26 protein-coding genes and 2 pseudogenes are annotated in these 26525 nt (G+C 41.3%); 24 read left to right on the plus strand and 4 right to left on the minus strand.

Going from position 1 to position 26525, the window contains the following annotated elements; genetic code table 11:
• The first annotated feature begins 9 nt into the window (after positions 1–9).
• The 12 genes from AC3ZVC_RS18190 (at position 10) to AC3ZVC_RS18245 (ending at position 10954) form a co-directional block, all read left to right on the plus strand.
• Positions 10–243, plus strand: coding sequence for a HypC/HybG/HupF family hydrogenase formation chaperone (locus AC3ZVC_RS18190; protein ID WP_490064605.1), 234 nt, complete (start codon positions 10–12; stop codon positions 241–243).
• Entirely contained in the window at positions 218–1324 is a 1107-nt protein-coding gene (gene hypD, locus AC3ZVC_RS18195; protein WP_490068959.1) for a hydrogenase formation protein HypD, read from the plus strand. The genes AC3ZVC_RS18190 and hypD overlap by 26 nt, the downstream gene beginning before the upstream one ends.
• Before the next feature lie 2 nt (positions 1325–1326).
• On the plus strand, positions 1327–2337 hold the full coding sequence (hypE, locus tag AC3ZVC_RS18200; protein ID WP_490064606.1) for a hydrogenase expression/formation protein HypE: 1011 nt from the start codon (positions 1327–1329) through the stop codon (positions 2335–2337).
• Positions 2338–2391: 54 nt separating this feature from the next.
• A complete protein-coding gene (locus AC3ZVC_RS18205) occupies positions 2392–2898 on the plus strand; it encodes a cytochrome b5 domain-containing protein (protein ID WP_490064607.1) in 507 nt (168 codons plus the stop codon).
• The gene (locus AC3ZVC_RS18210; RefSeq protein WP_490064608.1) at positions 2898–3803 is read left to right on the plus strand and encodes a hydrogenase small subunit; all 906 of its coding nucleotides are present in this window, start codon (positions 2898–2900) and stop codon (positions 3801–3803) included. Before AC3ZVC_RS18205 ends, AC3ZVC_RS18210 begins: the two co-directional genes overlap by 1 nt.
• Positions 3796–5202 (plus strand): nickel-dependent hydrogenase large subunit, encoded by a 1407-nt coding sequence (locus tag AC3ZVC_RS18215; RefSeq protein WP_490064609.1) that lies wholly within the window; start codon positions 3796–3798, stop codon positions 5200–5202. The genes AC3ZVC_RS18210 and AC3ZVC_RS18215 overlap by 8 nt, the downstream gene beginning before the upstream one ends.
• The gene (locus AC3ZVC_RS18220; protein ID WP_490064610.1) at positions 5202–5660 is read left to right on the plus strand and encodes a hydrogenase maturation protease; all 459 of its coding nucleotides are present in this window, start codon (positions 5202–5204) and stop codon (positions 5658–5660) included. Before AC3ZVC_RS18215 ends, AC3ZVC_RS18220 begins: the two co-directional genes overlap by 1 nt.
• A gap of 163 nt (positions 5661–5823) precedes the next feature.
• Positions 5824–7224 (plus strand): DEAD/DEAH box helicase, encoded by a 1401-nt coding sequence (locus tag AC3ZVC_RS18225; RefSeq protein WP_490064611.1) that lies wholly within the window; start codon positions 5824–5826, stop codon positions 7222–7224.
• A 25-nt stretch (positions 7225–7249) separates the two neighbouring features.
• Entirely contained in the window at positions 7250–7834 is a 585-nt protein-coding gene (locus tag AC3ZVC_RS18230; RefSeq protein ID WP_490064612.1) for a branched-chain amino acid aminotransferase, read from the plus strand.
• A 163-nt stretch (positions 7835–7997) separates the two neighbouring features.
• Positions 7998–9044, plus strand: a complete 1047-nt coding sequence (desA, locus tag AC3ZVC_RS18235) for a Delta(5) desaturase DesA (protein ID WP_490064613.1) — start codon at positions 7998–8000, stop codon at positions 9042–9044.
• Positions 9045–9221: 177 nt separating this feature from the next.
• Entirely contained in the window at positions 9222–10358 is a 1137-nt protein-coding gene (locus AC3ZVC_RS18240; protein ID WP_490064614.1) for a sensor histidine kinase, read from the plus strand.
• The gene (locus AC3ZVC_RS18245) at positions 10355–10954 is read left to right on the plus strand and encodes a response regulator transcription factor (protein WP_490064615.1); all 600 of its coding nucleotides are present in this window, start codon (positions 10355–10357) and stop codon (positions 10952–10954) included. The genes AC3ZVC_RS18240 and AC3ZVC_RS18245 overlap by 4 nt, the downstream gene beginning before the upstream one ends.
• Positions 10955–10983: 29 nt before the next feature.
• On the opposite strand, the pseudogene AC3ZVC_RS18250 reads toward AC3ZVC_RS18245, so the two are convergent.
• A pseudogene (locus tag AC3ZVC_RS18250) lies at positions 10984–11300 on the minus strand (hypothetical protein).
• A 451-nt stretch (positions 11301–11751) separates the two neighbouring features.
• Here AC3ZVC_RS18250 and AC3ZVC_RS18255 point away from each other — a divergent pair.
• Complete coding sequence (locus tag AC3ZVC_RS18255; RefSeq protein WP_490064616.1) at positions 11752–12849, plus strand: branched-chain amino acid aminotransferase; 1098 nt, start codon at positions 11752–11754, stop codon at positions 12847–12849.
• Positions 12850–13030: 181 nt separating this feature from the next.
• On the opposite strand, the gene AC3ZVC_RS18260 is transcribed toward AC3ZVC_RS18255, so the two are convergent.
• Positions 13031–13462: a cytidine deaminase gene (locus AC3ZVC_RS18260; protein ID WP_490068960.1), complete on the minus strand. Its 432-nt coding sequence runs from the start codon at positions 13460–13462 to the stop codon at positions 13031–13033.
• Between the two features lie 402 nt (positions 13463–13864).
• Here AC3ZVC_RS18260 and AC3ZVC_RS18265 point away from each other — a divergent pair, with 402 nt between their 5' ends.
• The 3 genes from AC3ZVC_RS18265 to AC3ZVC_RS18275 all read left to right on the plus strand — a co-directional run bounded on the left by AC3ZVC_RS18265 (position 13865) and on the right by AC3ZVC_RS18275 (position 15709).
• The gene (locus tag AC3ZVC_RS18265; protein WP_490064617.1) at positions 13865–14131 is read left to right on the plus strand and encodes a DUF1292 domain-containing protein; all 267 of its coding nucleotides are present in this window, start codon (positions 13865–13867) and stop codon (positions 14129–14131) included.
• A 64-nt stretch (positions 14132–14195) separates the two neighbouring features.
• Positions 14196–15107 (plus strand): CBASS cGAMP-activated phospholipase, encoded by a 912-nt coding sequence (locus AC3ZVC_RS18270; protein WP_490064618.1) that lies wholly within the window; start codon positions 14196–14198, stop codon positions 15105–15107.
• Positions 15108–15184: 77 nt separating this feature from the next.
• Positions 15185–15709, plus strand: a complete 525-nt coding sequence (locus AC3ZVC_RS18275; protein WP_490064619.1) for a type 1 glutamine amidotransferase domain-containing protein — start codon at positions 15185–15187, stop codon at positions 15707–15709.
• A 65-nt stretch (positions 15710–15774) separates the two neighbouring features.
• On the opposite strand, the gene AC3ZVC_RS18280 is transcribed toward AC3ZVC_RS18275, so the two are convergent.
• Complete coding sequence (locus AC3ZVC_RS18280) at positions 15775–16935, minus strand: glycosyl hydrolase family 18 protein (protein WP_490064620.1); 1161 nt, start codon at positions 16933–16935, stop codon at positions 15775–15777.
• 315 nt (positions 16936–17250) lie between these two features.
• Here AC3ZVC_RS18280 and AC3ZVC_RS18285 point away from each other — a divergent pair, with 315 nt between their 5' ends.
• Complete coding sequence (locus AC3ZVC_RS18285) at positions 17251–18249, plus strand: DUF438 domain-containing protein (protein WP_490068961.1); 999 nt, start codon at positions 17251–17253, stop codon at positions 18247–18249.
• Positions 18250–18282: 33 nt separating this feature from the next.
• Here the strand turns inward: AC3ZVC_RS18285 and AC3ZVC_RS18290 are convergent, their stop codons facing one another.
• The gene (locus AC3ZVC_RS18290; protein ID WP_490064621.1) at positions 18283–19092 is read right to left on the minus strand and encodes a hypothetical protein; all 810 of its coding nucleotides are present in this window, start codon (positions 19090–19092) and stop codon (positions 18283–18285) included.
• A 132-nt stretch (positions 19093–19224) separates the two neighbouring features.
• On the opposite strand from AC3ZVC_RS18290, the pseudogene pepF reads away from it, so the two are divergent.
• From pepF to AC3ZVC_RS18325, 7 genes and pseudogenes are all read left to right on the plus strand, one after another.
• Positions 19225–21011 (plus strand): annotated as a pseudogene (pepF, locus tag AC3ZVC_RS18295) (oligoendopeptidase F).
• A gap of 173 nt (positions 21012–21184) precedes the next feature.
• The gene (locus AC3ZVC_RS18300) at positions 21185–22216 is read left to right on the plus strand and encodes a glycosyltransferase (RefSeq protein WP_490064623.1); all 1032 of its coding nucleotides are present in this window, start codon (positions 21185–21187) and stop codon (positions 22214–22216) included.
• A 16-nt stretch (positions 22217–22232) separates the two neighbouring features.
• Positions 22233–23282 carry a selenide, water dikinase SelD gene (gene selD / locus AC3ZVC_RS18305; RefSeq protein ID WP_490064624.1) on the plus strand — a complete coding sequence of 350 codons (1050 nt, stop codon included), beginning with the start codon at positions 22233–22235 and terminating at the stop codon, positions 23280–23282.
• A 90-nt stretch (positions 23283–23372) separates the two neighbouring features.
• On the plus strand, positions 23373–24266 hold the full coding sequence (gene phnD / locus AC3ZVC_RS18310; RefSeq protein ID WP_490064625.1) for a phosphate/phosphite/phosphonate ABC transporter substrate-binding protein: 894 nt from the start codon (positions 23373–23375) through the stop codon (positions 24264–24266).
• Between the two features lie 11 nt (positions 24267–24277).
• A complete protein-coding gene (phnE, locus tag AC3ZVC_RS18315) occupies positions 24278–25033 on the plus strand; it encodes a phosphonate ABC transporter, permease protein PhnE (protein WP_490064626.1) in 756 nt (251 codons plus the stop codon).
• Between the two features lie 15 nt (positions 25034–25048).
• Positions 25049–25816 (plus strand): phosphonate ABC transporter ATP-binding protein, encoded by a 768-nt coding sequence (phnC, locus tag AC3ZVC_RS18320; protein ID WP_490064627.1) that lies wholly within the window; start codon positions 25049–25051, stop codon positions 25814–25816.
• Between the two features lie 56 nt (positions 25817–25872).
• Complete coding sequence (locus AC3ZVC_RS18325; protein WP_490064628.1) at positions 25873–26469, plus strand: polysaccharide deacetylase family protein; 597 nt, start codon at positions 25873–25875, stop codon at positions 26467–26469.
• Positions 26470–26525: the final 56 nt, after the last annotated feature.

Consider the following 26525-nt stretch of genomic DNA (forward strand, 5'->3'; position numbering starts at 1 on the left):
GGTGATCCAATGTGCGTGGGTGTTCCATCGAAGGTAATTGAAATCGAACAAGACCGGGCTTTGGTGGAGGTTATGGGAGCAAAAATGTATGTAGGCATCCTCTTTGTCCCAGAGGTCAAAATAAATGACTATGTCCTGCTCCACGCAGGCCAGGCTATGACAATAATCAACGAGGAATTCGCCCGGGAAAGCATTGAAGAATGGAGGAAAATAATTGATGGACAGCATGGCACCTTTTTCTGATCCTGTATTAAGCCAGCGGTCGGCAGAGACAGTGATCCAGCTAGCGAAACAGTATACCAGAAAGACTGGACGCAAGCCTGTATTTATGGAAGTATGCGGCTCCCATACAATGGCTCTTGCAAAAACAGGGGTTAAAACGAGATTAAAAGATTATGTTCGATTAATAGCAGGGCCGGGATGCCCTGTTTGTGTCACAGACCAAAAAACTATTGACAGCATGATCAGCTTATCCGAAGATCCTCGCAGAATTCTATGTACTTTTGGAGATATGGTGCGCGTCCCAGGGTCCAAGCATTCTTTGATGGATGCAAAAACAGAGGGAAAGGATATTCGCGTTGTCTATTCTCCACTGGACAGCCTTCGAATTGCAGAAGAAAATCCAGATAGGGAGGTAGTATTTTTCGGGATAGGATTTGAAACCACCATCCCTCTCTTGGCTGCTGCTATAAAAGAAGCGGAAAAAAGGGGATTAAACAACTTTACAATTTGGATGACCACTAAATTGGTTGAACCGGTTTTGCGGTCACTTCTTGAGGCGGGAGAAATTCATCTTGACGGCTTTCTGCTCCCCGGCCATGTGTCCATTGTCCTTGGAAAAGAGAGCTACTCATTTTTAGCGGAGGAATACAAAATGCCTGGAGTTATTTCAGGTTTTGAACCTGTACAGCTGCTCAGCAGCATTTACAAATTATTGCAGCTATGTCTAGAGAAGAAAGCGGATATCATTAATGATTATCCATACATTGTCACGGAGACAGGGAACTTATCATCCCAAATCCTCATGCAAGAATACTTAAAGCATGCTGATGAAGATTGGCGCGGAATTGGAACGATCCCCAATAGCGGCATGGTGCTGAAAGAGGAATACGAAAAGTTTGATGCGAAAAAGAAGTTTAAGGTCATCACAGAGCCGCCGCGAAAAACGAAATGCCGCTGTGGTGAGGTAATCCGTGGCCTTGTTGAACCTGAAAAGTGTGTCCTTTTCAATAAAGCCTGTACACCTTCCAATCCAATTGGTCCATGCATGGTTTCAGCAGAAGGTACATGTGCAGCCCACTATCACTATATGAAGGAGGAGTAATCATGCAGCAGAGGATTAACCTGGCCCATGGGGAAGGCGGGGAGCTAACGCATAAACTAATTAAGAATGTCTTTGAAGAAGCATTTGGCCATGGAGAACACACCAAGTATGATGCCCCCATGTTTGAATGCAAATCTGATACCATTGCGTTCACAACTGATAGCTATGTTGTAAAACCGATCTTCTTTCCCGGAGGAAATATTGGTACGCTGGCTGTTACCGGGACTGTTAATGACCTCGCTGTCAGCGGCGCTGTTCCAAAATATATGACAGCAGGATTCATTATTGAAGAAGGACTTTCTCTTAGAGATCTAAAGGAAGTTGTAGACAGCATGGCTGCTGAAGCTAAAAAAGCAGGAATCAGAATTATTGCGGGAGACACGAAGGTGGTTGAAAAAGGGAGTGCTGATCAGTTATTTATTAATACTGCAGGTATTGGCATATTGGAAAGCGGGCAAAAACTTCAGCACGAAGACATTCAGGAAGGTGATTCTATTATCTTGAGCGGCACAATCGGAGACCACGGAATTGCAATTCTCAGTGCCAGAGAAGAGCTTGGCCTCATTTCGGATATTAAAAGTGATTGCGCCTCTCTAAATGGGCTGATTCAAGAACTGCTGCAAACGGTAAAAGGAATTCGAGCAATAAAGGATCCCACCAGGGGCGGCCTAGCCACAGCACTTGTGGAGCTTTGTGAGGATTTCCATTTTACCTCCGAGATCTGTGAGGAATCAATACCTATTAGAGATGATGTTCATGGAGCCTGCGATATCCTTGGCTTTGATCCTCTTTATCTGGCAAATGAGGGGAAAATGATTTTAATTGTAGATTCAAAAAACAAGGAACGGGTACTTCAAATCTTAAAGAAACACCCTCTAGGAGAAAAAGCTGCGGTAATCGGGCGGGTAGTCGGCAGAAATCTTAGGGCAGGGGAGCTATTTTTAAAAACGCCGCTAGGAACATCTCGGCGATTGCAGCGCCTCTCCGGAATGCTATTGCCCAGAATTTGTTAAAGTTTTCTACTCCACTGCATAAGATAGGGTATGAAAGCCTAAGGAGAGAATGTTATGCAAAACATCAGGATGCTTCAGCAGCAGGTTAATAGCCTTGTGACACAGGCACGGCATGATATTTACACCATCTCAGTCACCACAGACCATACAACCAAACAATTAAGCCTTCAGCGATTATGGGATACTTTAACGAGTATTCAATTTTTGAATGATCTTTTGGCTAACCACGCTATTCCAGCAAATAACGGTTCAGTCCTGCCGATGTTTGCTTCAAATAATCAGCTAAACTCTCAGAACACATCTGCAGCGAACCCTCCATTAATTCAGCCTAATCAATCTTTCACCATTCAAGAATTAGCGAATTACGATGGCAAAAATGGAAGGCCTGCATATGTAGCCGTGGGCGGCATCGTCTATGATGTTACCAATAACAGGGCTTGGGCCGCTGCCACACATTTCGGTTTGGTTTCAGGGAAGGATTATACCCAGGAGTTCGCCTCCTGCCACACAGGACAGCAATCGATTTTAGCGACTTTGCCGGTTGTAGGGAGGTTGGTATAATGGAAAAATATATTTTGCCGCCTGAGTCATTAACCAATGAAGCGATTGCAGCGAGGTTAACCACAGGTGCAAGAAAAGGGATTGAGGACGGTTTAATTAAAAAAAAGAACCTTGTTTACTTGGAGCTGAACGGGTGCTCCGGCAATATCATTTCTTTGCTTAATGGGGAAAATCCGGATTTTGAATATTTGATGGGCTCCATGGTCAATCTCGTTTATAGCAATAGCTTAATGGCTTCTGAGGGGAAGCAGGCCATAGAAAGGCTTATGGGCGCCTTAGATGAAGATTATATTCTAGCAGTGGAAGGAGCAGTTGCATTAAGGGATAATGGATTATATAACATAATCGGCAGCTGGCAGGAAAAACCGCTTACCGGTTTGGAAGCGGCGAAAATGCTTGGGAAAAGAGCATCCCATATTCTCGCTGTTGGAGCATGTGCGACCCACGGAGGTGTATCAGCAGCCAGGCCCAATCCTTCCCAGTCAGTAGGACTGCAGGATGTCCTCCCTGATAAGAATATGATTAAACTGCCTGGATGCCCTGTCCATCCGGACTGGTTTTTGGGAACGTTAGCCCATATTCTTTTATACGGTAATCCAGATACTGACAACCTCGGACGGCCATTAATGTTTTATAGTACGCTCATTCATGACAGATGCCCAAGGCGGCCTTTTTTTGACCGGGGTATTTTTGCTGAAAAGCTCGGGGATAAGACCTGTCTATTTAAGCTGGGCTGCCGGGGGCCAGTCACCAGGACTGATTGTCCGACAAGGCAATGGAATGGGCATGTGAATTGGCCGATAGGAGATGATACCCCCTGCATTGGCTGTGCCCAGTTTGGATTCCCTGATGCGATGGCTCCTTTTATCAGTTTTGACACGACAAGGGTGGTGAAGGATGAGTAAACGGATCGTTATAAATCCATTGACAAGAATCAGCGGATTTATGGAAATAGAAGTTGTTGTCGATCAGAATCAGGTTGTTGATGTGAAGACAAAAGGAAACCTGTTCAGGGGCTTTGAGCAAATGCTCGTCGGCAGAAGCCCCTTCGATGCTGTTTATTTTACCCAGCGCATATGCGGGATATGTTCAGCAGCCCACTCTATGGCATCTTCAACCGCTTTGGAGGATGCACTGAAAGTTAGCCCTACTGAACAAGGGAAATATTTGCGTGATATTATCCATTGCTGTGAGTTTTTACAGAACCATATCCGCCACTTTTATCAATATACTGTGCCTGATTTTGTGAAAATTGAAGGGAATACATTGCTGCAAGCAGACCATAATGATTTCAGACTGCCAAAACATGTGAATGCGGCAATTTCACAGCATTACTTCGAATCTTTGGAACTAAGCAGGCTTGCGCATCAAATGCTGGCCGTTCTCGGAGGAAAAGCTCCGCATAACCACGGTGTTTTTATCGGCGGCATAACCACTCAGGCTACAGCCGAAAAAATCGTTCATCTGGATTCCATCCTTCTGAAAATATCCAGATTTATCGATGAGAAAATGATCCCTGATGTTTTTGAAATAGCAAAGTACTACCCGGAATATTACCGCTTGGGCGGCGGATATGGAAATCTATTGACCTACGGCGCTTTTCATCATTATAAGGATAATAAAACATTATATGTTGACCCCCTTGTGTATACTGATAAAGGAATCCAGCCATTTGATGAAGCAAAAATTCAAGAGAAAATAGATTATTCCTGGTATCAGTCATCCACAACGAGTTACTTTCCTAATTATAGTATTCCTGAACCAGACCGCACTAAGCAAAAAGCCTATTCATGGGTAAAGGCCCCCAGATACGATAATCTCCCCTTTGAGGTGGGGCCTTTAGCAAGGCTGATTTTAAGCGGGGAATATACGAATGGTATCTCTGCTATGGACAGAACCATAGCCAGAGCACTGGAAGCGAAAAAAATCGCCGGAATCATGAAAACTTTATTGGATTTGCTCATCCCTAATACAGATGTTCAAAAAAAGTATGAGCTGCCAGATGAAGCTATAGGAAGAGGGCTAGTTGACACCACACGAGGTGCATTGGGGCATTGGCTTAAAATTAAGGATAAAAAGATCGCTTTCTACCAAATTATTACCCCTTCAACATGGGACTTCTCCACTCGTGACGATAACGGATACCTTGGAACAGCTGAAGAAGCGCTTATGGGCACTCCTATTCAGGATCCTGAAAACCCTGCTGAAATCGGGAGAATCCTTCGCTCTTTTGATCCTTGCATGTCATGTGCGACACACGTACATAGACCCGGAAAAGAAATCAAGACCATTCAGGTGTTCTAATGAAAAATATCATTATTTTAGGAATAGGCAATAAGCTGATGATGGATGATGGCATCGGGGTGTATCTTGTTGAAGAACTAAGTAAAACAGAGACGAATCCGCAAATCAAATATGTTATTGGCGAGTCGGACATTGATTATAGCCTTTCACAGCTTGAAGGCGCAGAATTTGTCATTATACTTGATGCAGTACTTTATGGTAGTAAACCAGGTGACCTGACAATTTTTCCGCTTGACCGGGTCCACTCACATAAGAAGCTTGATTTATCGCCTCATAACCTGCATTTATTCCAAGCTTTATACTATCAAAGAGACAAAATTAAAGGAATTCTTATCGGCATTGAACCTTCCAAAATATCTTTCCAAATGGGTTTGAGCAGAGTGCTTTCAAAGAAATGGCCCGAGATTTTATACTCAGTGAAGAAAACAATTGAGGAACTTCTTTTGAAAGAAGTTTAGTCATTCAGGGTGAACGGATTTTGGGTCATCCTTTTTTTGTGTTTTCTTTAAATAAGAATGCTTGCTATTTTTTCTGTAAACACACAATATAAATAAGGGCATAATATTCTAAAAGAATTTCTCTCCTTAAAAAATACGCTAGGAAAAGAAAGTAGGGTTTTATTTGCAGGAATTTTTATCATTAGGCATCTCAGAGCAGCTCTCAAAAACATTGCTCAGCCAGGGGATCGGGAAACCGACTCCGATTCAGGAGCAGGCAATTCCTGCTGTAATGGAAGGCAAAGATCTGATTGCCCAAGCACAAACGGGAACGGGCAAAACATTTGCTTTTATTCTGCCGATTCTGGAAAAGATCGACCTGTCTGCAGCATATATCCAAGCTCTGATTGTAACGCCTACCAGGGAATTGGCTTTGCAAATAACAGACGAGATTCAAAAGCTCACTGCAGACAATAATGCTATAGATGTATTGGCAGTATATGGAGGACAGGATGTTGACAAACAGCTCAAAAAGCTCAAAAAAAATGTTCATATCGTTGTCGGAACTCCCGGCCGTTTGCTTGACCATATTAAAAGGGAAACCATTGATTTGTCCCGCACCGATTTTTTAGTATTGGATGAAGCAGACCAGATGCTTCATATCGGATTTCTGAATGAAGTAGAAGATATTATAAAAGAAACATCGCCCGAAAGGCAGACTATGCTGTTTTCTGCAACCATTCCTGCAGAAATTCGAAAACTTGCAAAAAAACACATGAAAGAGCCAGAGTATATTCAAATTGAAAAAACTCAAGGACCTGCCCACTCAGTAAAGCAGTTGGCCATACATACAACAGACCGCGCTAAGCAGGCAACCATTATGGAGCTGGTTCAAACACACAGACCCTATTTAGCCGTCATTTTCTGCAGGACTAAACGCAGGGTAAGCAAGTTATACGAGGTACTCAAATCGAATGGTTTTCAATGTGATGAGCTGCACGGCGATTTATCCCAGGCAAAACGGGAACAAGTAATGAAACGGTTCAGGGATGCTGAAATTCAGTTATTAATTGCCACAGATGTGGCTGCCAGAGGCCTTGATGTCGAAGGAGTTACACATGTCTTCAATTATGATATTCCGCTTGATCCGGAAAGCTATGTTCACCGCATTGGAAGAACGGGGCGGGCAGGGACAAAAGGACTGGCGATTACCTTTTATTCATCTGCGGACAAGCCTCTCCTTGAAGTAATCGAAAAAGGCCTTAATATCCATATTCCTAAGCAAAATCTGGGAAATAGCAGCCAAAAGGACCAAGAAAATAAGAAACCTGCCCGGAATTCAAATAAAAGCGACCAAGCCCGAAAGCGCCAGGGCTCATCTGGAAGAGGGACGGGAGGAAGCAGGGAAGAAACAGCCCGGAAAGATAAAGACAGCAGAGGTCCAAATAAAAAAAGCAGGCAAGGGAATAGCAAGCGATCGGAAACATCAAGTTCCACTCTGTCAGGCCGCAGAACATCGCAGGGAAAAAAGAAGACTGCAGCAGCCAAGTCTATGAGAAACACGTCAAAAAAACGTGGCAGGTAATCATTATTAAAGGAGGAAGTGCACCTTGTTAAAAGAACGGATTGAAAAACACTTGAAGGAACAAGGAAACAATATTTATATGGAAGAAAAAGTATTTGCTGAAAAACACCAGCTGCTATCAGAAGCTGATGCAAATGATGTGAAGAACCCTTATAACCGGTTTGCGGATGCTTATATTGAGCGTGGTGACAAAGAAACGGAGGAAGTTCTCAGCCAGGAAACGGCAGACTTTTTAAATCAGCCGATTCAGTACTTCCAAAAAAATAAAAATGAATTTATGTACCTGGAGTCAAATTGGTTTGACCTAATAGGCGCAGAAGCGGTGTCCTTTGAAACAGATGCTGTTTTTGGGAATTATGAAGTTATGCTGGGATTGAAACTGCCCAAGAAATCAGAAGCTGCCATAAAATCATTTATAAATGAAAACACCTCATCCGGTTCTGCCAAATACAGCTTAATGTTCAGCCAGCAGGATGGGCTTTGGGATTTCAATTTCTCATTAAACGATATTGAAGGTTTTAAAGAGGATTTAACAATAAATGAAGCCTACCAATTAATATACCGTTATCTCTTTCACCTTGTTTCCACTGTAGAAGAAAAACGGGCATAATTGCAAAGAAAAAGATAAAAATATTAGGTGATAATAGGATCAGCTCTTAAATTTCATGTCCAACCATGACATTTATCATGGGTGGGACATGACACCTATGTCTTCAAAGCATGCTGGAAACCCTTTATTATTAAATTAACGTCATGATGAAGGGAATTAAAAAATGACTTCTAAACAAAAACAACTCAACTTAAAAAAACAGATGGCACCTTATGAAAAATCAGATTTAAATCGCAGTATTATGCAGTTGATCAATACTCTTGGACCATTTTTCCTGCTTTGGTTTCTTGCGTATAAAAGCTTGAGTGTGTCGTATTTCCTCACTCTGGGTATTTCCTTAATAGCGGCAGGATTTCTGATCAGGACTTTCATCATTTTCCATGATTGCTGTCACCATTCCTTCTTTAAAAATCGTTCTGCCAACAAAATTGTTGGAACAATAACCGGGATTATGACTGTTTTCCCTTATCACCAGTGGCAGCATGACCACAACGTCCACCATGCCACAAGCGGAAACCTGGACAAGCGCGGAACAGGAGATATTTGGACTTTGACAGTGAATGAATATCAGGCTGCTTCCTTTTCAACTCGTGCAGCTTACCGCATGTACCGCAATCCATTTGTCATGTTTCTAATAGGGCCGATTTATGTTTTTCTGTTAAAGAATCGGTTTAACCGCAAAGGTGCGAGGAAGAATGAGCGTATAAATACTTATCTTACAAACACCTCAATCGTTGCTTTATACGCGCTAATGTGCTGGGCAATCGGCTGGGAAGCTTTTCTGATGGTTCAGGGCCCAATATTTTTAATTTCAGGAGCAGCTGGAATATGGCTGTTTTATGTACAGCATACATTTGAGGATTCTTATTTTGAAGAAGACGATAAATGGGAATATGTCAAAGCAGCTGTTGAGGGAAGCTCATTTTACAAGCTTCCAAAAGTTTTGCAATGGCTGACAGGAAACATCGGGTTCCATCATATCCATCATTTAAGTCCGCGAGTGCCTAACTATAACCTGGAAGATGCGCATTATAATACGGCAGAGCTTAAAAATGTGCCAACGATCACACTTTCTACAAGCCTGCAGTCACTGCGATTCCGATTATGGGATGAGGAACTACAGAACTTCACAGGCTATCAGGCTGCTAAAAAAGCGGCACGCAGCAAAAAGGAAAACAGAACGGGTAAAACTGCATCAGTAAAGCCTTAACATGAGAACGGGACAAGTAACCAGTCCCCGTACTAAAGAACAGCTCCTTTGTGTTATGATGACAAAGGAGCTGTTTATTTTTATAATAGCTTGTATATATCCTCTCAATCAAAAAGGTGTCAAAATCAAACAAATGGCTTTACTTAGCCTTAAAGAAAGCAAAAGAGGTTTTCATTTATGTTTAAGAAATTCTTTAACACTTTAAAAAGCTCAGGCATCTCTCCATATATTTGGAGTGTATTTAGCATATTGCCTTTTTATTTCATATTCAGATCCACCTCTAAAATTGAAATTGCCGTAGGGATTATTCTGACGATCCTATTTTTCATTTCCTTGCGTTTTGCTTTTCTCTCTCGGCAATGGCCTGTCTATCTTTGGACTGGTATTTTAATAAGCATTTCCATTACGATGGCGATTCTTTTTCAGTTTGTTTATTTCGCTTTTTATATCGCCTATTATAATGGCCATATAACAAACAGAATTGCTTTTTTAACTCTATATGTCATTCATTTGGTCGCTACCACGATCTCAATCAATTATAATTTTGTAACACAGGACCCCTTATTTTTGGAGCAACTGCCCTTTATTATCATTATCTGGATCAGTGTTATTTTGCTTCCATTTAACATACACAATAGGAAGAAGCAGGAAAGACTGGAAGAGCAGCTGGAAGATGCCAATAAAAGGATCGCTGATCTCGTAAAGCAGGAAGAAAGGCAGCGTATTGCCCGCGACCTTCACGATACTCTTGGCCAAAAGCTATCTCTCATCGGCCTGAAAAGTGACCTTGCGAGAAAGCTAATCAGCAAAGATCCCGAACAGGCAAAGGAAGAACTTGTTGACGTCCAGCAAACCGCAAGAACGGCTTTGAACGAAGTAAGAAATATGGTTTCCCAGATGAGGGGCATCAGGCTTAAAGATGAAATCATTCTAGTTAAACAAATATTGAAAGCCGCATCGATTGACTTCATCGGCGAAGAAGAGATCAAATTAAACAATGTTTCATTATTTCTTGAGAATATTTTAAGCATGTGCATGAAAGAAGCAGTTACCAATGTCGTCAAACACAGTAAAGCGACCGAGTGCCGCATCAGCATCGAACAAAAATGGAATGAAGTCAGAATCACTGTACAAGACAATGGCATCGGAATGGTTCCCTCAAAGGATATAGGCAAAGGGTCAGGACTGCTGGGATTAGGCGAGCGCCTCGATTTTGTTAACGGGAGTCTTGATATTATTTCTAATAACGGAACCACGATAATCATGAAAGTGCCAACAGTCGTAAAGCAAACAGAAAAGGAGGAGCGTCCATGATACGGATTGTCATTGCAGAAGACCAACGCATGATGCTGGGGGCTTTAGGATCCCTGCTAAGCCTTGAAGATGACATGGAGGTTGTCGGCAAGGCATCAAATGGAGAAGAGGCCATTTCACTTGTGAAAAAACTACAGCCTGATGTATGCGTAATGGATATAGAAATGCCGGAAAAAAGCGGGCTGGAAGCCGCCGAAGAGTTGAAGGGGATAGGCTGCAAGGTAATAATTTTAACAACCTTTGCAAGGTCTGGGTATTTTCAGCGTGCATTGAAGGCGGGGGTAAGAGGATATTTATTGAAGGATAGCCCGAGTGAGGAGCTGGCCAGTTCCATCCGAAGTGTAATGGAGGGCAAGCGCATCTATGCACCCGAGTTAATGGACGATGTTTATGGCGAAGAAAACCCTCTGACAGACCGGGAAAAAGAAGTGCTTGAGCTGATTGCGGACGGAAAAAACACAAGGGAAATCGCCGATAAGCTCAGCATTAAAACAGGGACTGTGAGAAACTATATATCTGCAATTCTAGATAAACTTGAAGTAACGAACAGAATTGAAGCCATTACTCAATCCAAGGAGAAGGGCTGGTTTAAATAAGAGTCATAATTGTAATAAAGGACGGCAGCCTATTTGGCCTTGCCGTCCTTTTTCAATTTTTTCATCTCTTCCATGACCACAAAGGCAAGATCGCATCATTGCCGAACATGGAGAGGACTCCAAGCAGCGTCTGGTCAGGCACATCGCCAGCTTCCTCCTTAGGGACTGTCAGATCAATTGCTTCTTGTAAAGCCTGGTTTTTTGCCTGGCCGGGATAAGCTTTTAAATAAATTTCTTCAGGGTTCAAATCATGATTTATGCACCACTGGGCAAAAACAAGAATCATCATTTTTTCTTCGCCCTGATAGTTTTGAATAATCTTTTCTTCGAGCTCTTTATGATTCATCATACTTCTCCTTATGAGTTGATATATTTATTATAGTTCCAAATCCCAGCTATTTCATCTAATAAGGAATAGTAATTGTGAACAGAATTTTCAACATATCGGATTTATTCAAAATTTATTGTTAATTCTTATTGACATTTAATCATTAGAATATCATAATATTAGAAAAACTTATAAAAACTTTAACGGATAACTGCACTACTGCCTTGAAGTAGAAAGAGCGAAAGGCAAACCTTATCATTCCTAAGAAAAAACAGCATTAAAGTCCTTTACTAATGAAAGCCATTGCTGGATTTTTAAACTGTTTTGCATCCATATTGGTTGTTGCCGGGAAGCAAGCCCTTTCGTCCACGCTCGGAGGATGACTGGGCGTTTTTATTTACCCTCTTAAGAGCAGCAGGAACAGCAGGCATTAGGTTTTTAAATCATCTACAGATGGGGAGTAATAACAATGACAGAATTTAAAATTGAAATCAATCGTACACCAGAGAAAAAACAAAAACCTCAATTTGACAGCTTAGAGTTCGGCAAAAACTTTACAGACCATATGTTTGTAATGGATTATACTGCCGGCCAAGGCTGGCATGATCCAAGAATCATTCCTTACCAGCCGCTAACCCTGGATCCAGCAGCAATGATTTTCCACTATGGCCAAAGTGTCTTCGAAGGATTAAAAGCATACCTTACAACGGATAATGAAGTTTTGCTATTCAGGCCTGAAAAAAACATGGAAAGATTAAACCGTTCCAATTCGCGGTTATGTATCCCGGCAATTGATGAAGAGCTTGCCCTTTACGCGTTAAAAGAGCTGATTGCGCTTGACCGGGAGTGGATTCCAAATGTTGAAGGAACTTCTCTTTATATCCGCCCATTTGTTATTTCTACTGAACCTTACCTGGGAGTTGCACCTTCCAAGAGATATAAGTTTATTATTATCCTATCTCCTGTTGGCGCCTATTACAAAGAAGGCATCAATCCAGTCAAGATTGCGGTACAAAGCGAATACGTGCGTGCTGTAGCCGGCGGAACTGGTACGGCAAAAACAGGCGGAAACTATGCAGCCAGCTTAAAGGCACAGGAGCTTGCGGGTTCATCAGGATACTCACAAGTATTATGGCTTGATGGCAAAGAAAATAAGTATATTGAAGAAGTAGGCAGCATGAACATTTTCTTTAAAATAAATGGGGAAGTTGTTACACCTGCCCTTAACGGAAGTATCTTAGAAGGAATTACACGAAATTCTGTTCTTGAACTGCTAAAACACTGGAACATCCCAGTATCTGAGCGGAGAATTTCGATTGAAGAGATCTACCAGGCCCATGCAGACGGCCAGCTGGAAGAAGCCTTCGGAACGGGCACCGCTGCTGTCATTTCACCAATCGGCCAGTTCTTCTGGGAAAACAAAAAAATTGGGATCAACAATGGTGTAACAGGTGAATTATCCAAGAAAATTTATGATACATTAACAGGTATCCAAAAAGGCACTGAACCGGATCCATTCGGCTGGAGCGTAAAAGTTGAGAATAAAGAGGCAGCTGCTGTTAAATAAAATAGAAAAGAATTGGCTTGTTATTGTGGTGAAAACTCAATATTACAAGCTAAATAACATTTGAATTCACACGTTAAATTAAACAGTAGATAACACGCAAAAAAGCTCAGAGTATAAACTCTGAGCTTTTCTTTTTCAGGGAGGCTCCTTCACTTAAAGCCCCCAGTTGTTGAAGATGACATTATTCTATATCACTTGTATATTTTTCTGGTAATAGTTCCATTACATTACACTTTACTAATTTATCATTATAAGAAATGATTACATCTGTGTTTTTTCCATAATCACTAATTAACTCTCGACACATACCACAAGGAGCAACCACCCAGCATTTTTCTATATCTTCGTGTGGATGAGGGTGAGCCACCGCTACAATCGTTTCAAATTCGTGGTTTCCTTCAGATATAGACTTACCAATAGCCATTGCTTCCCCACACACTGTTATTCTTCCGACATTCGCCTCTACGTGAACTGCCGAAAAAACATTACCCAATGTTGTTCTAACTGCTGCACCAATGTGATGTCGTCCATACCTATAATTCTTTTCTATTACTTTTTCGGCTTCCTTAATCAATTCATAGTCTCTATTTTCTAAAGGCCTTACTTTTAATATAATTATTCTCCTCCCTAGTAGACCAGTTTCCCGTTCGTATAACAGAACAAGAGCATTTGCCCCCTTTATATTTTAACATATTTTACCTTTCCCTTTTGTATATATTTTAAAACCTTGAATAACACCCTTAATCTCATCAAAAATAACGAATTGACAATAGTTGTTATTATCCTGTTAATTAGTATGCTGTTCCACTTGCTAATTCGATAACTTTACATTTCGGCAAAAAAACGAATATAAATCCTATGCGATTTCATATCAAATTCCAATGCTAATTCATTGTTTCTCCACGTTATCTGACTCCTAACTATACTGAGCCGGTCCTTTTTTTTATATTAAGCATGAAACCACTTTTAAATGGGAATATAAAGAATGAACCAATTTGGAGAGGAGATGGAAAACATGGACAAGATCCAAGTCGGCGAGGTTTTTACGATCAGTGATGAGAGCGGACAGGAAATGGAAGTGGAGGTTCTTGCCTCTGCGGACGTTGAGGGAGTTAGTTATGCTGCAGTCAGCTTTGTTGATGATCTGGAGGAAGACACGGAAGAGGATATTGACGTGTTCTTCTTAAAGCTTGATGAAGATGGAGACTTTACTCCCATTGAGAGCGAAGAGGAATTTAACAAGGTCTCTGCTGTATTTGATAACATGATTGAAGAAGAATAGAAGAGAAGGGGTTATTCCTTCTCTTTTTTATATACAAAAAGGACCAGAAAAAACAGGTGAGAATATGAAAATATTGTGTATTGATGGCGGTGGGATTCGGGGTGTTTTTGCTGTAAGTATTTTAAAAGCCTTGGAGGACGAACTTAAGCAGCCTGCAGGCGATTTTTTCGACATGATTGCAGGAACCAGTACCGGATCGATAATAGCCTCTTCCTTAACCTTAAAAAAGGATATGGACAATGTATTAAAAGCGTATGAATTGTATGGAAAGAAAATTTTTGTCAAGCAGGCGAAAGTTGGCCTTTTTAAAAGCGTCTACAGCGATAAATACTTACGCCGTTTTATTCGGAAAGCCTTCGGGGAAACAGCCCTTTCCGAAATTCAAAAGCCCCTTTTAATTCCTGCTGTGGACGTCACACATGGAAAGCCGTTTGTACACCGTTCCAATTATGGCCATCCGGGCAATGAAAGCTTATCCATGAAGCTTTGGGATGCTGTTCTATCCTCCTGCTCAGCACCAGTGTATTTTCCACCTAACAATATTAATAACCGTTACTTATCCATTGATGGCGGTTTGTGGGCCAATAACCCTTCGCTAGTATGCATTACGGAAGCTATGCATTATTTTAAAAAGGAGCTAAGAAATATTAAAATCCTTTCACTCGGAACCGGATTACAGAAAATTGATTTCACCATCGACCATGATAAATATTGGGGAGTAAAGCATTGGCTTCCGTTCCAACTGCCATCCATGAAAGTCACACCAAAGCTGCTCGATCTTGCCCTTCATCTTTCATCGGAATCAGTTACATATCATTGCCATCACCTGTTGGCAGACAATTACTTGCGCATTAATGAGGAGCTTGGCGAAGAAATGCCTTTTGATGATATTCGGTTTGTGGATGAGTTGATTAATCTCGGGAAAAAGGTTTACACGGACAGAAGGAAGGAGATCAAAGAGTTTTTGCTCTCCTGATTGGATCATTTGTAAAATAAGGGATACACCTGTAAGGTAAGAGTTATCAAAACTAATAAAAGAAGGGAAATCGATCCATGCGTTTAAAAGGAAAAAAAATATTAAGTTTAGTGCATCATGACTTTGAAGATCTGGAACTATGGTATCCGATACTCAGGCTGCAGGAAGAAGGTGCAGATGTCCATTTGGCGGGGGAGCATGCAAGCGAGAAATACATTGGCAAATACGGAGTCCCAGCAACTTCCCATTATTCTTATAGTGAGGTAAAGGGGGAGGAGTATGATGCCATCCTTGTACCTGGCGGCTGGGCACCGGACAAAATCCGCCGTTTTCCGGAGGTGCTGTCCCTAATTAAGCACATGGAGGAAAATAAAAAACCAATCGGGCAAATATGCCATGCAGGCTGGGTGCTCATATCGGCAAAAGTATTGGAGGGAAAAAAGGTAACTAGCACTCCAGGGATTAAGGACGATATGGAGAATGCCGGTGCCAAGTGGTATGATGAGCCAGTTGTTGTCGACGGACACCTCGTCTCCAGCCGCCGTCCTCCAGATTTACCGGATTATTTGCGGGAACTGATTAAGGTAATTGAGAGCAAGTAAAGTTGAACTTAACAGAAAGAGCAAGGGGCTTCTCATGCTCTTTCTTTTGGCTTGTCTATTTAATCCTAATTTTTTACTGAATAGTATTTTACTGGTTTTGTATCCGAGTCTTTAAGGACCTCTGCAATCGCTCCAGTAAGACTGTAGGACCCTTTGGCATCATGGCCGACTTCCCAGATCATCATGCCCCCAAACCCGCTGGTTAATGCAAGATTTGTTTTCTTTTGCATGGTTGATTCACCATTATAATAGTAGGTTGTGCCATTCATACTGATTTTGTCCTGCCAAGCATTTTCCGGGTTGCGGTTTATAATTGCTTCATAAGATACCTGTTTGATAGAAGGATCTTCAGGCTGTGCATAAAAGGGGACACCAAGAACTAATTTTTCTTTAGAAATATTGTGTGTATCAAAGAGATTTGCCCAATAGTTTACGATATTCTCTGTAAAAGGATATGGAGACAAATTGGCTGCATTATAGCCACCATCCCAATGTCCGTCATAAGCCATGATATTGACATGATCGACCTCCCGAAACATGGAAGGCTTATAAATTATACTTCCTGCCTCTGTGCCTGTAACACTATGAATCTTCGAATGGACTGCTACAGAAAGCTCTTTATCATTTGCATGAAGCTTTTGACTAAGATCATGGATAAAAACTTCGAGGAACTCCGCTTCTTTCAGTGAACGCGGATGTTCAAAATCAATATCTATACCATCAAGTTTTTCCCTGACTGTTAAGCTGACAAGTTCATTCACCAGCTTGTTCCTTGAAGCTGGCCTTCCTATCGCTGATTTAAAATATTCATACGATTCTCCGCCTTTTATATGGAACCATCCGCCTACTGCCAGAATCGCTTTTGTATCATGCTTGTGTGCGTTCGAAACCATACTCCGAAGATTATTTAATGCCGTATCGCCATTAAAAGAAAGGCTGCCATTCTTTTCGGGGTGGGCAAATGAAAAAATAACATGCGTCAGACTTGAATAATCAACAGTATCGGGATCACGATAATCCTGTACATAACCAATCAACACCTTTGAGGATGCATCGGGTAACTCAGGAGTACTTTTTTGAACTGGATTTTTACCAGACTGAGCTGCTGTTCTTGCAAGTTTAAAAGAATCAGGCTGCTCACTATTTTTTGTAAAAATCGTTCCCGCCGCAAAACCGCCTGTAAAAATGATCGCAATCATAATAAGGATCTGATATATTTTCTTCATTAAAAGTTAAACCTCCGTTTTTCATCCCTTAAAAGTGTAACAAAAAAGGAATGAATAAGGGGGTGGTAATATCAGGCTTACATTCCATCAGTGCGCATAAAACCAAACTATTTTCCTCCTCTAAAATGCTGGACCAGTCTCTTAACATTGAAAGCTGTGAACTAAAATACCCCCAACCTATGATGTTCATCACATATCAATCTTTCTTCGTGTGTTACATTGCTAATGAGAAGTATTATCAAACTCAACAATTCAAGTTTGGTATACAGGAGGTAATGGAAATTGAGCGAAATTATTAATAACCGTGAACATCAAATAAACCTTAACAATCCTATTCAAGACACTTCAAGAGAACGCCCGCTGTATAAGCCGGAAGATCAGCCTGGGCACCCTATCCACACGTTTATTCGTGAAAACAGGGCGATTGATAAACATCTACGGGAAAAACTAAAGGTGAGTCTGGAAGCTTTTATAAACGATGATAACGAAGAAAATGTGTATAAACTTTTGGAAGACTGCACGCTTTTGCTGGATCTTGATAAACATTACAGCCGCAAAGAGAATTTACTTTTCCCATACTTGGAGAAGTATGGAATATACGGTCCCACAAACAATATGTGGAGAATTGACGATTTTATCAGGGATGGCATTAAAGAAGCTAAACAACTGCTGTCAAATTACAATGGGGACAAGCAGAAGGTAATTCAAGAAGCGCAATTTATCTTTAATGAGGTAAGTGCCATGATTTACCGGGAGGAACACATCCTTTTTCCAATGGCATTAAAAAACCTGACGGAGGATGAGTGGATCAAAATTGCGCATGAAAGCGACGAGATAGGCTTCTGCCTGACAGGCCCTGAAGCCGAGTGGAAGCCAGAACGCAAAGCGATTGGCGATAAAGCCATTTCAGAAGGCTATATCAAGATGGAAACCGGCATATTATCGTTAAAGCAGCTAGAGCTTATCTTGAATCACCTTCCAGTTGATATAACCTTTATTGACCATGAAGATGTGGTCCGCTATTTCTCCCATGGAAGGGAAAGGATTTTCGCCAGGACAAAGGCAGTTATCGGGCGCACTGTGCAAAATTGCCATCCACCGCGGAGCGTGCATGCTGTCGAGGAATTGCTGGAAGATTTTAAGGCCGGCCGTAAAGATTCTGAGGACTTTTGGATCAAGTTCAGAGACAAGTACGTTTATATCCGGTATTTTGCTGTAAGAGACGAAAACAGCTCCTATGTGGGCACCCTGGAATTTACACAAAATATCAATCCTATTCAGGAAATTGAAGGGGAAAAAAGAATACTTTCGTAAGCGAACAAAAAAGCTAAAGAGCAGAATCTCTCTTTAGCTTTTTTTTATTTTCGAAGGGTTGTTGATTTTATAGGGAACAGGCTCTTCTATAATGAATTCCTCTTCACAATCTTTCCCTTTTGGCAGTTTCTTTTTGACGATTTTTCCATCAAATTCGAGTGTTTCACCAGGCTCCAATTCAAACTTCTTCAAGGTTTTCGAATGAGAGCACCAGGCAAGGCCTACTTCAACAGGATCGTCCTGTTGAATGACGACATTCTCGAGAACGACGACTTCATCATTTTCTTCATTAAAATGATTCCAGCTTAAAGCAAATTGTTTTACTTTAGCGGAAAAATGCACTTTTTCTGCAGGAAGCTCCAACGCTGGCTGCTTTTCTTTCTTTGCTTTTTTGGCAGCAGGTTTATTCTTTGTGGGGTTTTCCTCTAATTTCTTTAGAGCATCCGCAGGTTTATCGTTATCATCCTTTAAAGCTTTCTTTTCAGATTGAACTGAAGCTGGTCCGCCAAAGTCGGCAATGATGGCTTTTCCAAAGCTCGGAGCCTGCATTTCTTTCAGATAAGCAGGGTGTATGCAGCTTAGGTTTCCGTCCTGAAATTCAATAACAAGGGTATGATAATCTCCGGATTCCCCGTAAGCCTGAAAACCCTTAATCGTAACGAGGCGCTGATGAGTTTTTTCCTTATACCAGAATTCCTTTTTTACTTCCTTTGTGGTTGATAATCCCCATTCCCTGACTTTCTCTTCATAGTGAGCATCATCTTCAAAGGTTTCATATTCACCCTTAGGAGGAAAATACGCAGTATTGTTTGCATCTTCTATTTGAGGCAGAGTAATTGCCAAGCCGTCCACATCCTTTCATGAATATTTTAATGGTCAAGTAAGATAAAATCAAAAAAGATGAAGGGTTTTACAGATAACTTTTGAATATAGTTAATAATAGAATTAAAGCTATTCTATAAAGGAGTTTAAAAGATGAATACATACAAAAACAGAAATGAAGTGCCTGAAATTGAAAAATGGAATCTAAATGATATTTATCCCAGTATGGAAAAATGGGAGGAAGACTACCAGCATATTGAAAAAATAGCTGAAAAACTGAAGGAATATGATGGCCATATTACAGATGGATCTCTCTGTATCAATATCTTGAACAAAAAGAAAAACTTTCTTACTTATTTAATAAGCTTTATGCTTATGCCATGCTTAAAACAGATGAAGATACGAGGGTGACTGAATCACAATCTTATGTGGACAGAGCGAAGCAGTTAAGTGTAATAATCAGTTCATCCACGTCTTTTTTTATGCCCTATCTTTTAAGCTTGGCGGAGAATACATTAAAGGGCTATATTGCAGAAGAAAAGGGCTTGAAATACTTCGAGGAAGACCTGCTTGAATCCTTTCGCTACAAGCCTCATGTCCTCAATAAAGATAAAGAAGAGGTTTTATCACAGTTGGGTGAGGCACTTTCCGCACCAAGCGACACGTTTGGAATGATAAATAACGCGGATATGAAGTTTGGGGAAGTAACTGGAGAAGATGGAGATAAGGTAGAGCTAACCCGTGGTATGTACGCAAAAATTATGGAAGACGAAGACCGGTCAAAACGGAAGGAAGCATATAAGGCCTACTACCAGCCATATATCCAGCTGAAAAACTCAATTGCGTCTACTCTATCGGCAGCCATCAAAAATAATGTAACAATGGCTAAAATCCGAAACTATCCATCCGCTCTTGAAAAGGGGTTGTTTGGAGATAAGGTGCCAAAAGAGGTTTATGATAACCTGATTGAAACGACAAAAAACAATATAGGGCCAATGCATCAATATACCAGGATCCGAAAGGAAAAGCTAGCCCTTGAGGAATTGCGCCAATATGACATGAATGTGCCTTTAGTAAAAGGCGTAAAGCCCGTTATCACTTATGAGGAAGCCTATGACACCATGTGCAAAGCTTTATCTCCTTTGGGGGAAGATTATGTCAGCATCCTGAAGGAATTTAAAACAGGACGCTACATTGATGTACGCGAAACGCCGGGCAAGCGGTCAGGTGCATATAATTTAGGTATATATGGTGTTCACCCATATATTTTGCTGAACCACCGTGATGACCTTGACAGCTTGTTTACGCTTGCGCATGAATGCGGCCATGGCGTACACAGCAAACTAAGCTCACAGCATCAGCCGCAAATTACCGCCCGCTATAGTATCTTTGTCGCTGAAGTGGCATCAACCGTAAATGAAGTATTGCTAATTAACTATTTATTAAACAAAGAAAAAGACGAAGAAGTGCGCAAACATTTGCTTAACCATTTTATTGATCAATTTAAGGGAACCTTTTTTACTCAAGTCATGTTTGCCGAGTTTGAAATGAAAACACATGAAATGGCGGAAAAAGGACAGCCGCTTAATGCCGAAGTCTTTAATAAAATCTATGAGGGCTTATTCCGTGAATACAATGGCAATGAAATCGTTTTTGATGAAGAAGTCAAATACGGCTGGTCGAGAATCCCCCATTTTTATCGCCCTTTTTATGTTTACAAATATGCGACAGGCTTTGCTTCAGCCATTCATCTGGCGACAAAAATTCTCGAAGGAGACAAACAAACTCTTGACACCTATCTTGAGTTTCTGAAAAGCGGCAGCTCCGATTATCCGCTGGATCTGCTGAAGAAAACAGGTGTTGATTTGACCACGCCGAAGCCAATTGAAAACTCACTCAAGAAATTCCGTGAGCTAATAGAGGAATTCGGAGAGCTATAAGTACTTAAAAAAGCCTGCTTCCAGGTTGATGGGAAGCAGGCCTTTTTTTCTATCAGACATTTCAGATACAGACATACAAATGATGGACAGATTGAAATATTCCTGCAATAATTGATGCAGACTTTTAAATGAATACTTATACAGCGAATTATTTAAGACAAAGGATGAAATCCATGAAAGTACTTCTAGCAAGCCCCAACTTTCACCAGGCAAGAGGCAATACCGTTACCGTCCAGCGGATATCTGACGGACTGAAAAAGCTTGGCATTGAAACTGAAATAATTAACGTGAAAGAGGGCAGCAAGCCTTCAAACATGCCCCAAGCTGATATTGTTCATGGTTTTCATGCTCACCGGTTTGGCCAATTTATAGACAAGCTTGATACAAAGCCAGAATCCTATTTGGTTACAATGACCGGCACTGATTTAAATGTGGATCTTTTTGATAAAATGAAAAGATCTGATGTCATTCGGACATTATCAGAGGCAAAAGCCATTCACGTGTTTGATGAAGAAGCAAAGCAGATACTGAGCAGCGAAATTTACGGTATTCAGACAAAGATCACCGTGATTCCCCAGGGCACTGTAGAGTTCCCTGAAACTGCACCGGTTATCAAAAAGGAGCAAAATACCTTTTTATTTGTTCTTCCGGCAGGAATCCGCAAGGTGAAAAATATCCCTTTCGCCATCGAGCAGCTTAAATACATTTATAAAAACCATAAAAATATCCGTCTATGGCTGGTGGGCCCTATCATTGAAGAAGATGAGGGGCGTATGGTTATGGAATTGGCAGAAAAGCATAAAGAATGGGTTCAATATCTTGGGCAGATTCCACATGAATCCATGGGAGAATTATACAAACAGGCAGACGCGGTTTTAAACACATCCCATTCTGAAGGTCAGCCTGCTGCCATTTTGGAAGCCATGCAATACAGCCTGCCTGTCCTGGCATTCAATAATTTAGGGAATAGAAATATCATCACACATAGGAATACCGGTTTAATCTATACTAATCCGGTCGAATTTCTTGATTATGCGGAGAATCTAGTCAATAATAACGAAATGAGGATAAAAATAGGGCGTGCTGCCAAATTCTATGTAGAGTGCAATCATTCTTCTGAATACGAAGCAAAAACATTGCAGAAGATCTATGAGAGTATTTTAGTAAAGAACCGCACCAGTCCTTCTTCTTCAATTGATAAATAAAAAAGGAGAGAGAAACATGTCTAAAGAAGATATTATAAAACTTACTTCTTTATCTACCAAAGGCGGCTGAGGATGCAAAATTGGTCCTGAAGACCTGGCGCAGGTTCTGCGCCATTTGCCAAAGTCTGTACCTGATCCCAACCTGCTTGTAGGGCTGGATACTTCAGATGACGCAGGCGTATATAAAATTAATGATGATACTGCACTTGTGCAGACACTAGATTTCTTTACTCCTATCGTTGATGACCCGTATATGTTTGGGCAAATTGCTGCAGCCAATTCCTTGAGCGATATATACGCAATGGGCGGTAAGCCAATAACAGTTATGAATATTGTGGGCTTCCCGATTAACAAATTGGATAAGAGCATTTTGGCGGACATATTGGCAGGAGCATCAGATAAAGTGAGAGAATCAGGTGCTGTTTTAGTTGGAGGCCACTCGATTGATGACCAGGAGCCAAAATTCGGCTTATCTGTTACAGGAACAGTCCATCCTGAGCGGGTAAGAACAAATGCCGCGGCAAAACCGGGTGACAGCCTAATTTTAACTAAGCCAATCGGCGTCGGTATTTTAACACAAGCTATTAAAAAAGACATGCTAGACCAGGAAGGCATTGACCGGGTCATGAAAGTAATGGCAGCCCTAAATAAAGAGGCTGCTGAAGCCATGGATAATTTCAATGTCAATGCCTGCACAGATGTTACAGGTTTTGGTTTGCTGGGCCATGCTATGGAGATAGCTGAAGGCAGCGGCACAGGCATTACAATCGACAGCAAATCTGTACCTGTCCTGCCAAAGACACGCGAGCTTGCCGAGCAGAATATCATCCCTGGAGGTTCTAAAAAGAACCATAAATGGCTTTCCGAACGGATTCAATATGAGAATGTTGACGAAGTAGATCAATGGATCCTTTGCGATGCCATTACATCCGGAGGCCTGCTGATCTCTGTTCCTGAAGAAGAAGCTGAAGCGCTTTTAGGCGTGCTTCATAAAAATGGAGTACAGTCAGCAGCCATCATTGGGAAAGTAACAGACAAACAGCCTGGACGGATTACGGTTATTTGATAAAAAGGACTCGCAAAGGGTCCTTTTTATCGTAAATTTTCATCGTCCAGGTACATAAATTTTTAGATCTATAATTAGGAAGTGAAAAACATGAAAAAAATACTATTGTTTTTGACCATTATTTCATTGATGCTTTTAACCGCCTGCAGTGGAGATGAATCAGAGGGTAATAAAAAAGAAGAAACAGGTGAAGCTTTTACGATTGGTGTCATTCCTGTTCAAACTGAGGGGTCCATGGAAGGCGCAATGGAAAAATTACAATCCACACTATCTGAAAAACTTGATCGCGAGGTAGCGGTTGAGGTGTATCCGGACTATAACGGGGTTGTTGAAGCCATGAACTACGATAAGATTGACATGGCTTACTTTGGGCCGTTAACTTACGTTGTTGCCCATGAAAAAAGCGGCGCAAAAGCCATCATTACACAGCTGATTGATGGAGAACCATTTTATTACTCTTATATCATTACCCACAAAGACAATCCTTGGAATTCACTTGATGAATTGCTCGAAAAGAGCAGTGAAATCGACTTTGCTTTTGGTGACATTAACTCTACCTCCGGATCTTTAATTCCTTCGATTGAACTGAAGGACCGAGAAGTTTACGAATCCGAAGAGACACATAGCTTTAACTCTGTCAGATTTACAGGTTCCCATGATGCGACGGCATTGGCTGTCCAAAATAAACAAGTCGATGCTGGTGCCATTGACAGTGCCATCTACAACCAATTAGTTGATTCTGGAAAAGTAGATGGCGACCAAATAAAAACCATTTGGGAATCAGAGAAGCTGTTCCAATATCCTTGGGCTGTACATAAGGATACGGACCAGAAAACAATCACCGCTCTTAAAGAGGCTTTTCTAGCTATTGAAGATCCAGAAATCCTTGATGCATTCGGGGCAAGCGGTTTTACAGAAGCCAGCAACGAAGATTACGAAAGCATCCGCCAGGCAGCCCTTAAAGAGGGAATCATTAAAGAATAGGGCTGATTAGATTGTGGTTTAAAAGACGCAGCATTATCACATATGCTCTATTGGCTTTATTTGTTTATTTAAGTATGAAGCTGACAGAGTTTGATTTATCCAAATTCAGAGACTTCCGAAACATGATTGATTTCCTGTCCCATTGGTTCCCGATGGATTTCTCTCTTCTTCCGAAGATTTTGGAGGACAGTCTGGAAACACTGGCCATGGCCTTTCTGGGAAGTTTTTTCGGCCTTCTTATCGGTTTGCCTTTAAGCTTTATGGCTGCCAAAAACACAGCCGGTGCACCGTTTGTTTATCATTTAACCCGTGTTGGTCTTAGCTTTGTACGATCCATACCTGAGATTGTATTTGGCTTGATTTTATTAACTGCACTTGGTCTGGGGCCTTTCCCGGCTGTATTGGCTATAATGTTTCACAATATTGGTGTATTGGGAAAATTAATCTCGGAACTTATAGAAGCATCCGATCCGGGGCCGCAGGAGGCCATGAAAGCAGTAGGCGCCAAGAATTGGTTTGCTTCCCTTTTCAGTATATTGCCGCAAATCTGGCCCAATGTTTTATCCAATTATTTCTACCGATTTGAGGTTGCCATCAGGACTTCGCTTGTACTTGGTTTTATTGGTGGGGGAGGAATTGGCCAAAGACTATTTAATGATTTTAAAACCTTCCAATATACAGCTGTATCGCTTGATGTGCTTATTATTATGATCATCGTCATTCTCGTAGACTTTTTCGGAAGCTATGTAAGGAATAGAGTTATTTAAATGGAGGCCAGCAAGATGCTTGAGATACACAATGTAACAGTCCGCTATCCAGGTATGAAGGATAAAGCGCTGAATTCTATTAACCTCACTTTCCATAATGGGGATTTCATATGTGTTCTTGGTAAAAGCGGTGCGGGGAAGTCAACATTAATACGTTGTCTTAACGGATTACAGAAACCAACATCAGGTGAGATTGTCTGGGATGGTCTTCCTTTGTCCGCTCTTAATGAAGAACAGCTCCGAAAGGTCCGCAGGGAAATGGGCATGATTTTTCAGCATTTTAACCTTGTTCCCAGATTGACTGTTTTCCAAAATGTGCTGACAGGCATGTTCGGCTACAGAAGCACCTTTAAAAACCTGTTTGGCTGGTTTACGGATGAAGAAAAATACCAAGCTAGACAAGTGATTCAGGAGGTTGGCTTGACTCCTTTTACCGATCGGAGAGTCGAGCATTTAAGCGGCGGGCAGAAGCAAAGAGTCGGCATTGCCAGGGCATTGCTGCAGCAGCCTCGGGTTCTGCTGGGAGACGAGCCTGTTGCCAGCCTCGATCCAGGCACTTCAGACCGGATCTTTAGTTTATTAAAAGATATGCACCATCGGCATAAATTGCAGACAATCATCAATGTCCATGATGTTCAATTGGCAAAACGTTATGCCACCCGCATTATTGCTTTGAAAGAAGGCGAAGTCATCTTTGATGGCAACCCTGAAGAATTTACTGATGACATGTATGTCCATACGTATGATGCTTATAGCGAAAGGCCCTATACACTTACTACCTAGGCAGAGGAGGAAATTTGATGGCAAACTGTCCATGAGTGGTCGATAGCTCGAACGTCGTGTACGATTCGAATGATCCTAATGTTATGGTATATAATAAACGGGCAACTTCTAAGAAAACAGTAGTATTAACCTTTGACGATGGACCTGGCAGAGTTCTGCCGGAAATCCTCGATATCCTGAAAGAAGAAAAAGTTCCGGCTGCCTTCTTCTGGCAGGCGAGGCTTTTATATCCGAAACGCCCATGGAAGAGAGTAATGGATGATGGGCATATGATTGGTACACATTCTTCTAAACATAACAACCTGGTAAATTTGCCATTACCCGAACAGCATCAAGATTTGCAGTACAGCAAATCAAAGATCGAAACCATTACCGGCCAGAAAGTGAAGTACTTCCGTCCGCCATTCGGGCAATACAACAACAATACGATCTCTGCAGCAAAAGAGCTGGAATTAAAAACCGTTATGTGGAGAATCTCTTCAATGGATTGGGAGCTTAGGGAAAGGCCTGAACAGATTATCACCAATGTGATTGATAACCTCGAAGACGGAGCCATCATACTTCTGCATGAACTGCCTCAGACTGTTGAAGCTCTTCCGGATTTAATTGATGAAATACGAAAGAAGGGCTATGAGTTTACCCTTCTAAAATGAGCCTATAGCCTATTGCTATAGGCTTTTTCATTTAAAATATATTTTTCTCAAATTAT

The sequence above is a fragment of the Cytobacillus sp. C11.1 genome, assembly GCF_058145115.1.

What these genes read in the sequence shown, in the direction of transcription:
- AC3ZVC_RS18265 (WP_490064617.1), top strand. Translation starts at nt 13,865, where the DNA reads ATGGACAAGATCCAAGTCGGCGAGGTTTTTACGATCAGTGATGAGAGC.
- phnC (WP_490064627.1), top strand. Translation starts at nt 25,049, where the DNA reads ATGCTTGAGATACACAATGTAACAGTCCGCTATCCAGGTATGAAGGAT.
- AC3ZVC_RS18240 (WP_490064614.1), top strand. Translation starts at nt 9,222, where the DNA reads ATGTTTAAGAAATTCTTTAACACTTTAAAAAGCTCAGGCATCTCTCCA.
- hypE (WP_490064606.1), top strand. Translation starts at nt 1,327, where the DNA reads ATGCAGCAGAGGATTAACCTGGCCCATGGGGAAGGCGGGGAGCTAACG.
- AC3ZVC_RS18255 (WP_490064616.1), top strand. Translation starts at nt 11,752, where the DNA reads ATGACAGAATTTAAAATTGAAATCAATCGTACACCAGAGAAAAAACAA.
- AC3ZVC_RS18190 (WP_490064605.1), top strand. Translation starts at nt 10, where the DNA reads ATGTGCGTGGGTGTTCCATCGAAGGTAATTGAAATCGAACAAGACCGG.
- AC3ZVC_RS18220 (WP_490064610.1), top strand. Translation starts at nt 5,202, where the DNA reads ATGAAAAATATCATTATTTTAGGAATAGGCAATAAGCTGATGATGGAT.
- AC3ZVC_RS18205 (WP_490064607.1), top strand. Translation starts at nt 2,392, where the DNA reads ATGCAAAACATCAGGATGCTTCAGCAGCAGGTTAATAGCCTTGTGACA.
- desA (WP_490064613.1), top strand. Translation starts at nt 7,998, where the DNA reads ATGACTTCTAAACAAAAACAACTCAACTTAAAAAAACAGATGGCACCT.
- AC3ZVC_RS18275 (WP_490064619.1), top strand. Translation starts at nt 15,185, where the DNA reads ATGCGTTTAAAAGGAAAAAAAATATTAAGTTTAGTGCATCATGACTTT.
- AC3ZVC_RS18280 (WP_490064620.1), bottom strand. Translation starts at nt 16,935, where the DNA reads ATGAAGAAAATATATCAGATCCTTATTATGATTGCGATCATTTTTACA.
- AC3ZVC_RS18215 (WP_490064609.1), top strand. Translation starts at nt 3,796, where the DNA reads ATGAGTAAACGGATCGTTATAAATCCATTGACAAGAATCAGCGGATTT.
- AC3ZVC_RS18300 (WP_490064623.1), top strand. Translation starts at nt 21,185, where the DNA reads ATGAAAGTACTTCTAGCAAGCCCCAACTTTCACCAGGCAAGAGGCAAT.
- AC3ZVC_RS18245 (WP_490064615.1), top strand. Translation starts at nt 10,355, where the DNA reads ATGATACGGATTGTCATTGCAGAAGACCAACGCATGATGCTGGGGGCT.
- phnD (WP_490064625.1), top strand. Translation starts at nt 23,373, where the DNA reads ATGAAAAAAATACTATTGTTTTTGACCATTATTTCATTGATGCTTTTA.
- AC3ZVC_RS18210 (WP_490064608.1), top strand. Translation starts at nt 2,898, where the DNA reads ATGGAAAAATATATTTTGCCGCCTGAGTCATTAACCAATGAAGCGATT.
- AC3ZVC_RS18270 (WP_490064618.1), top strand. Translation starts at nt 14,196, where the DNA reads ATGAAAATATTGTGTATTGATGGCGGTGGGATTCGGGGTGTTTTTGCT.
- hypD (WP_490068959.1), top strand. Translation starts at nt 218, where the DNA reads ATGGACAGCATGGCACCTTTTTCTGATCCTGTATTAAGCCAGCGGTCG.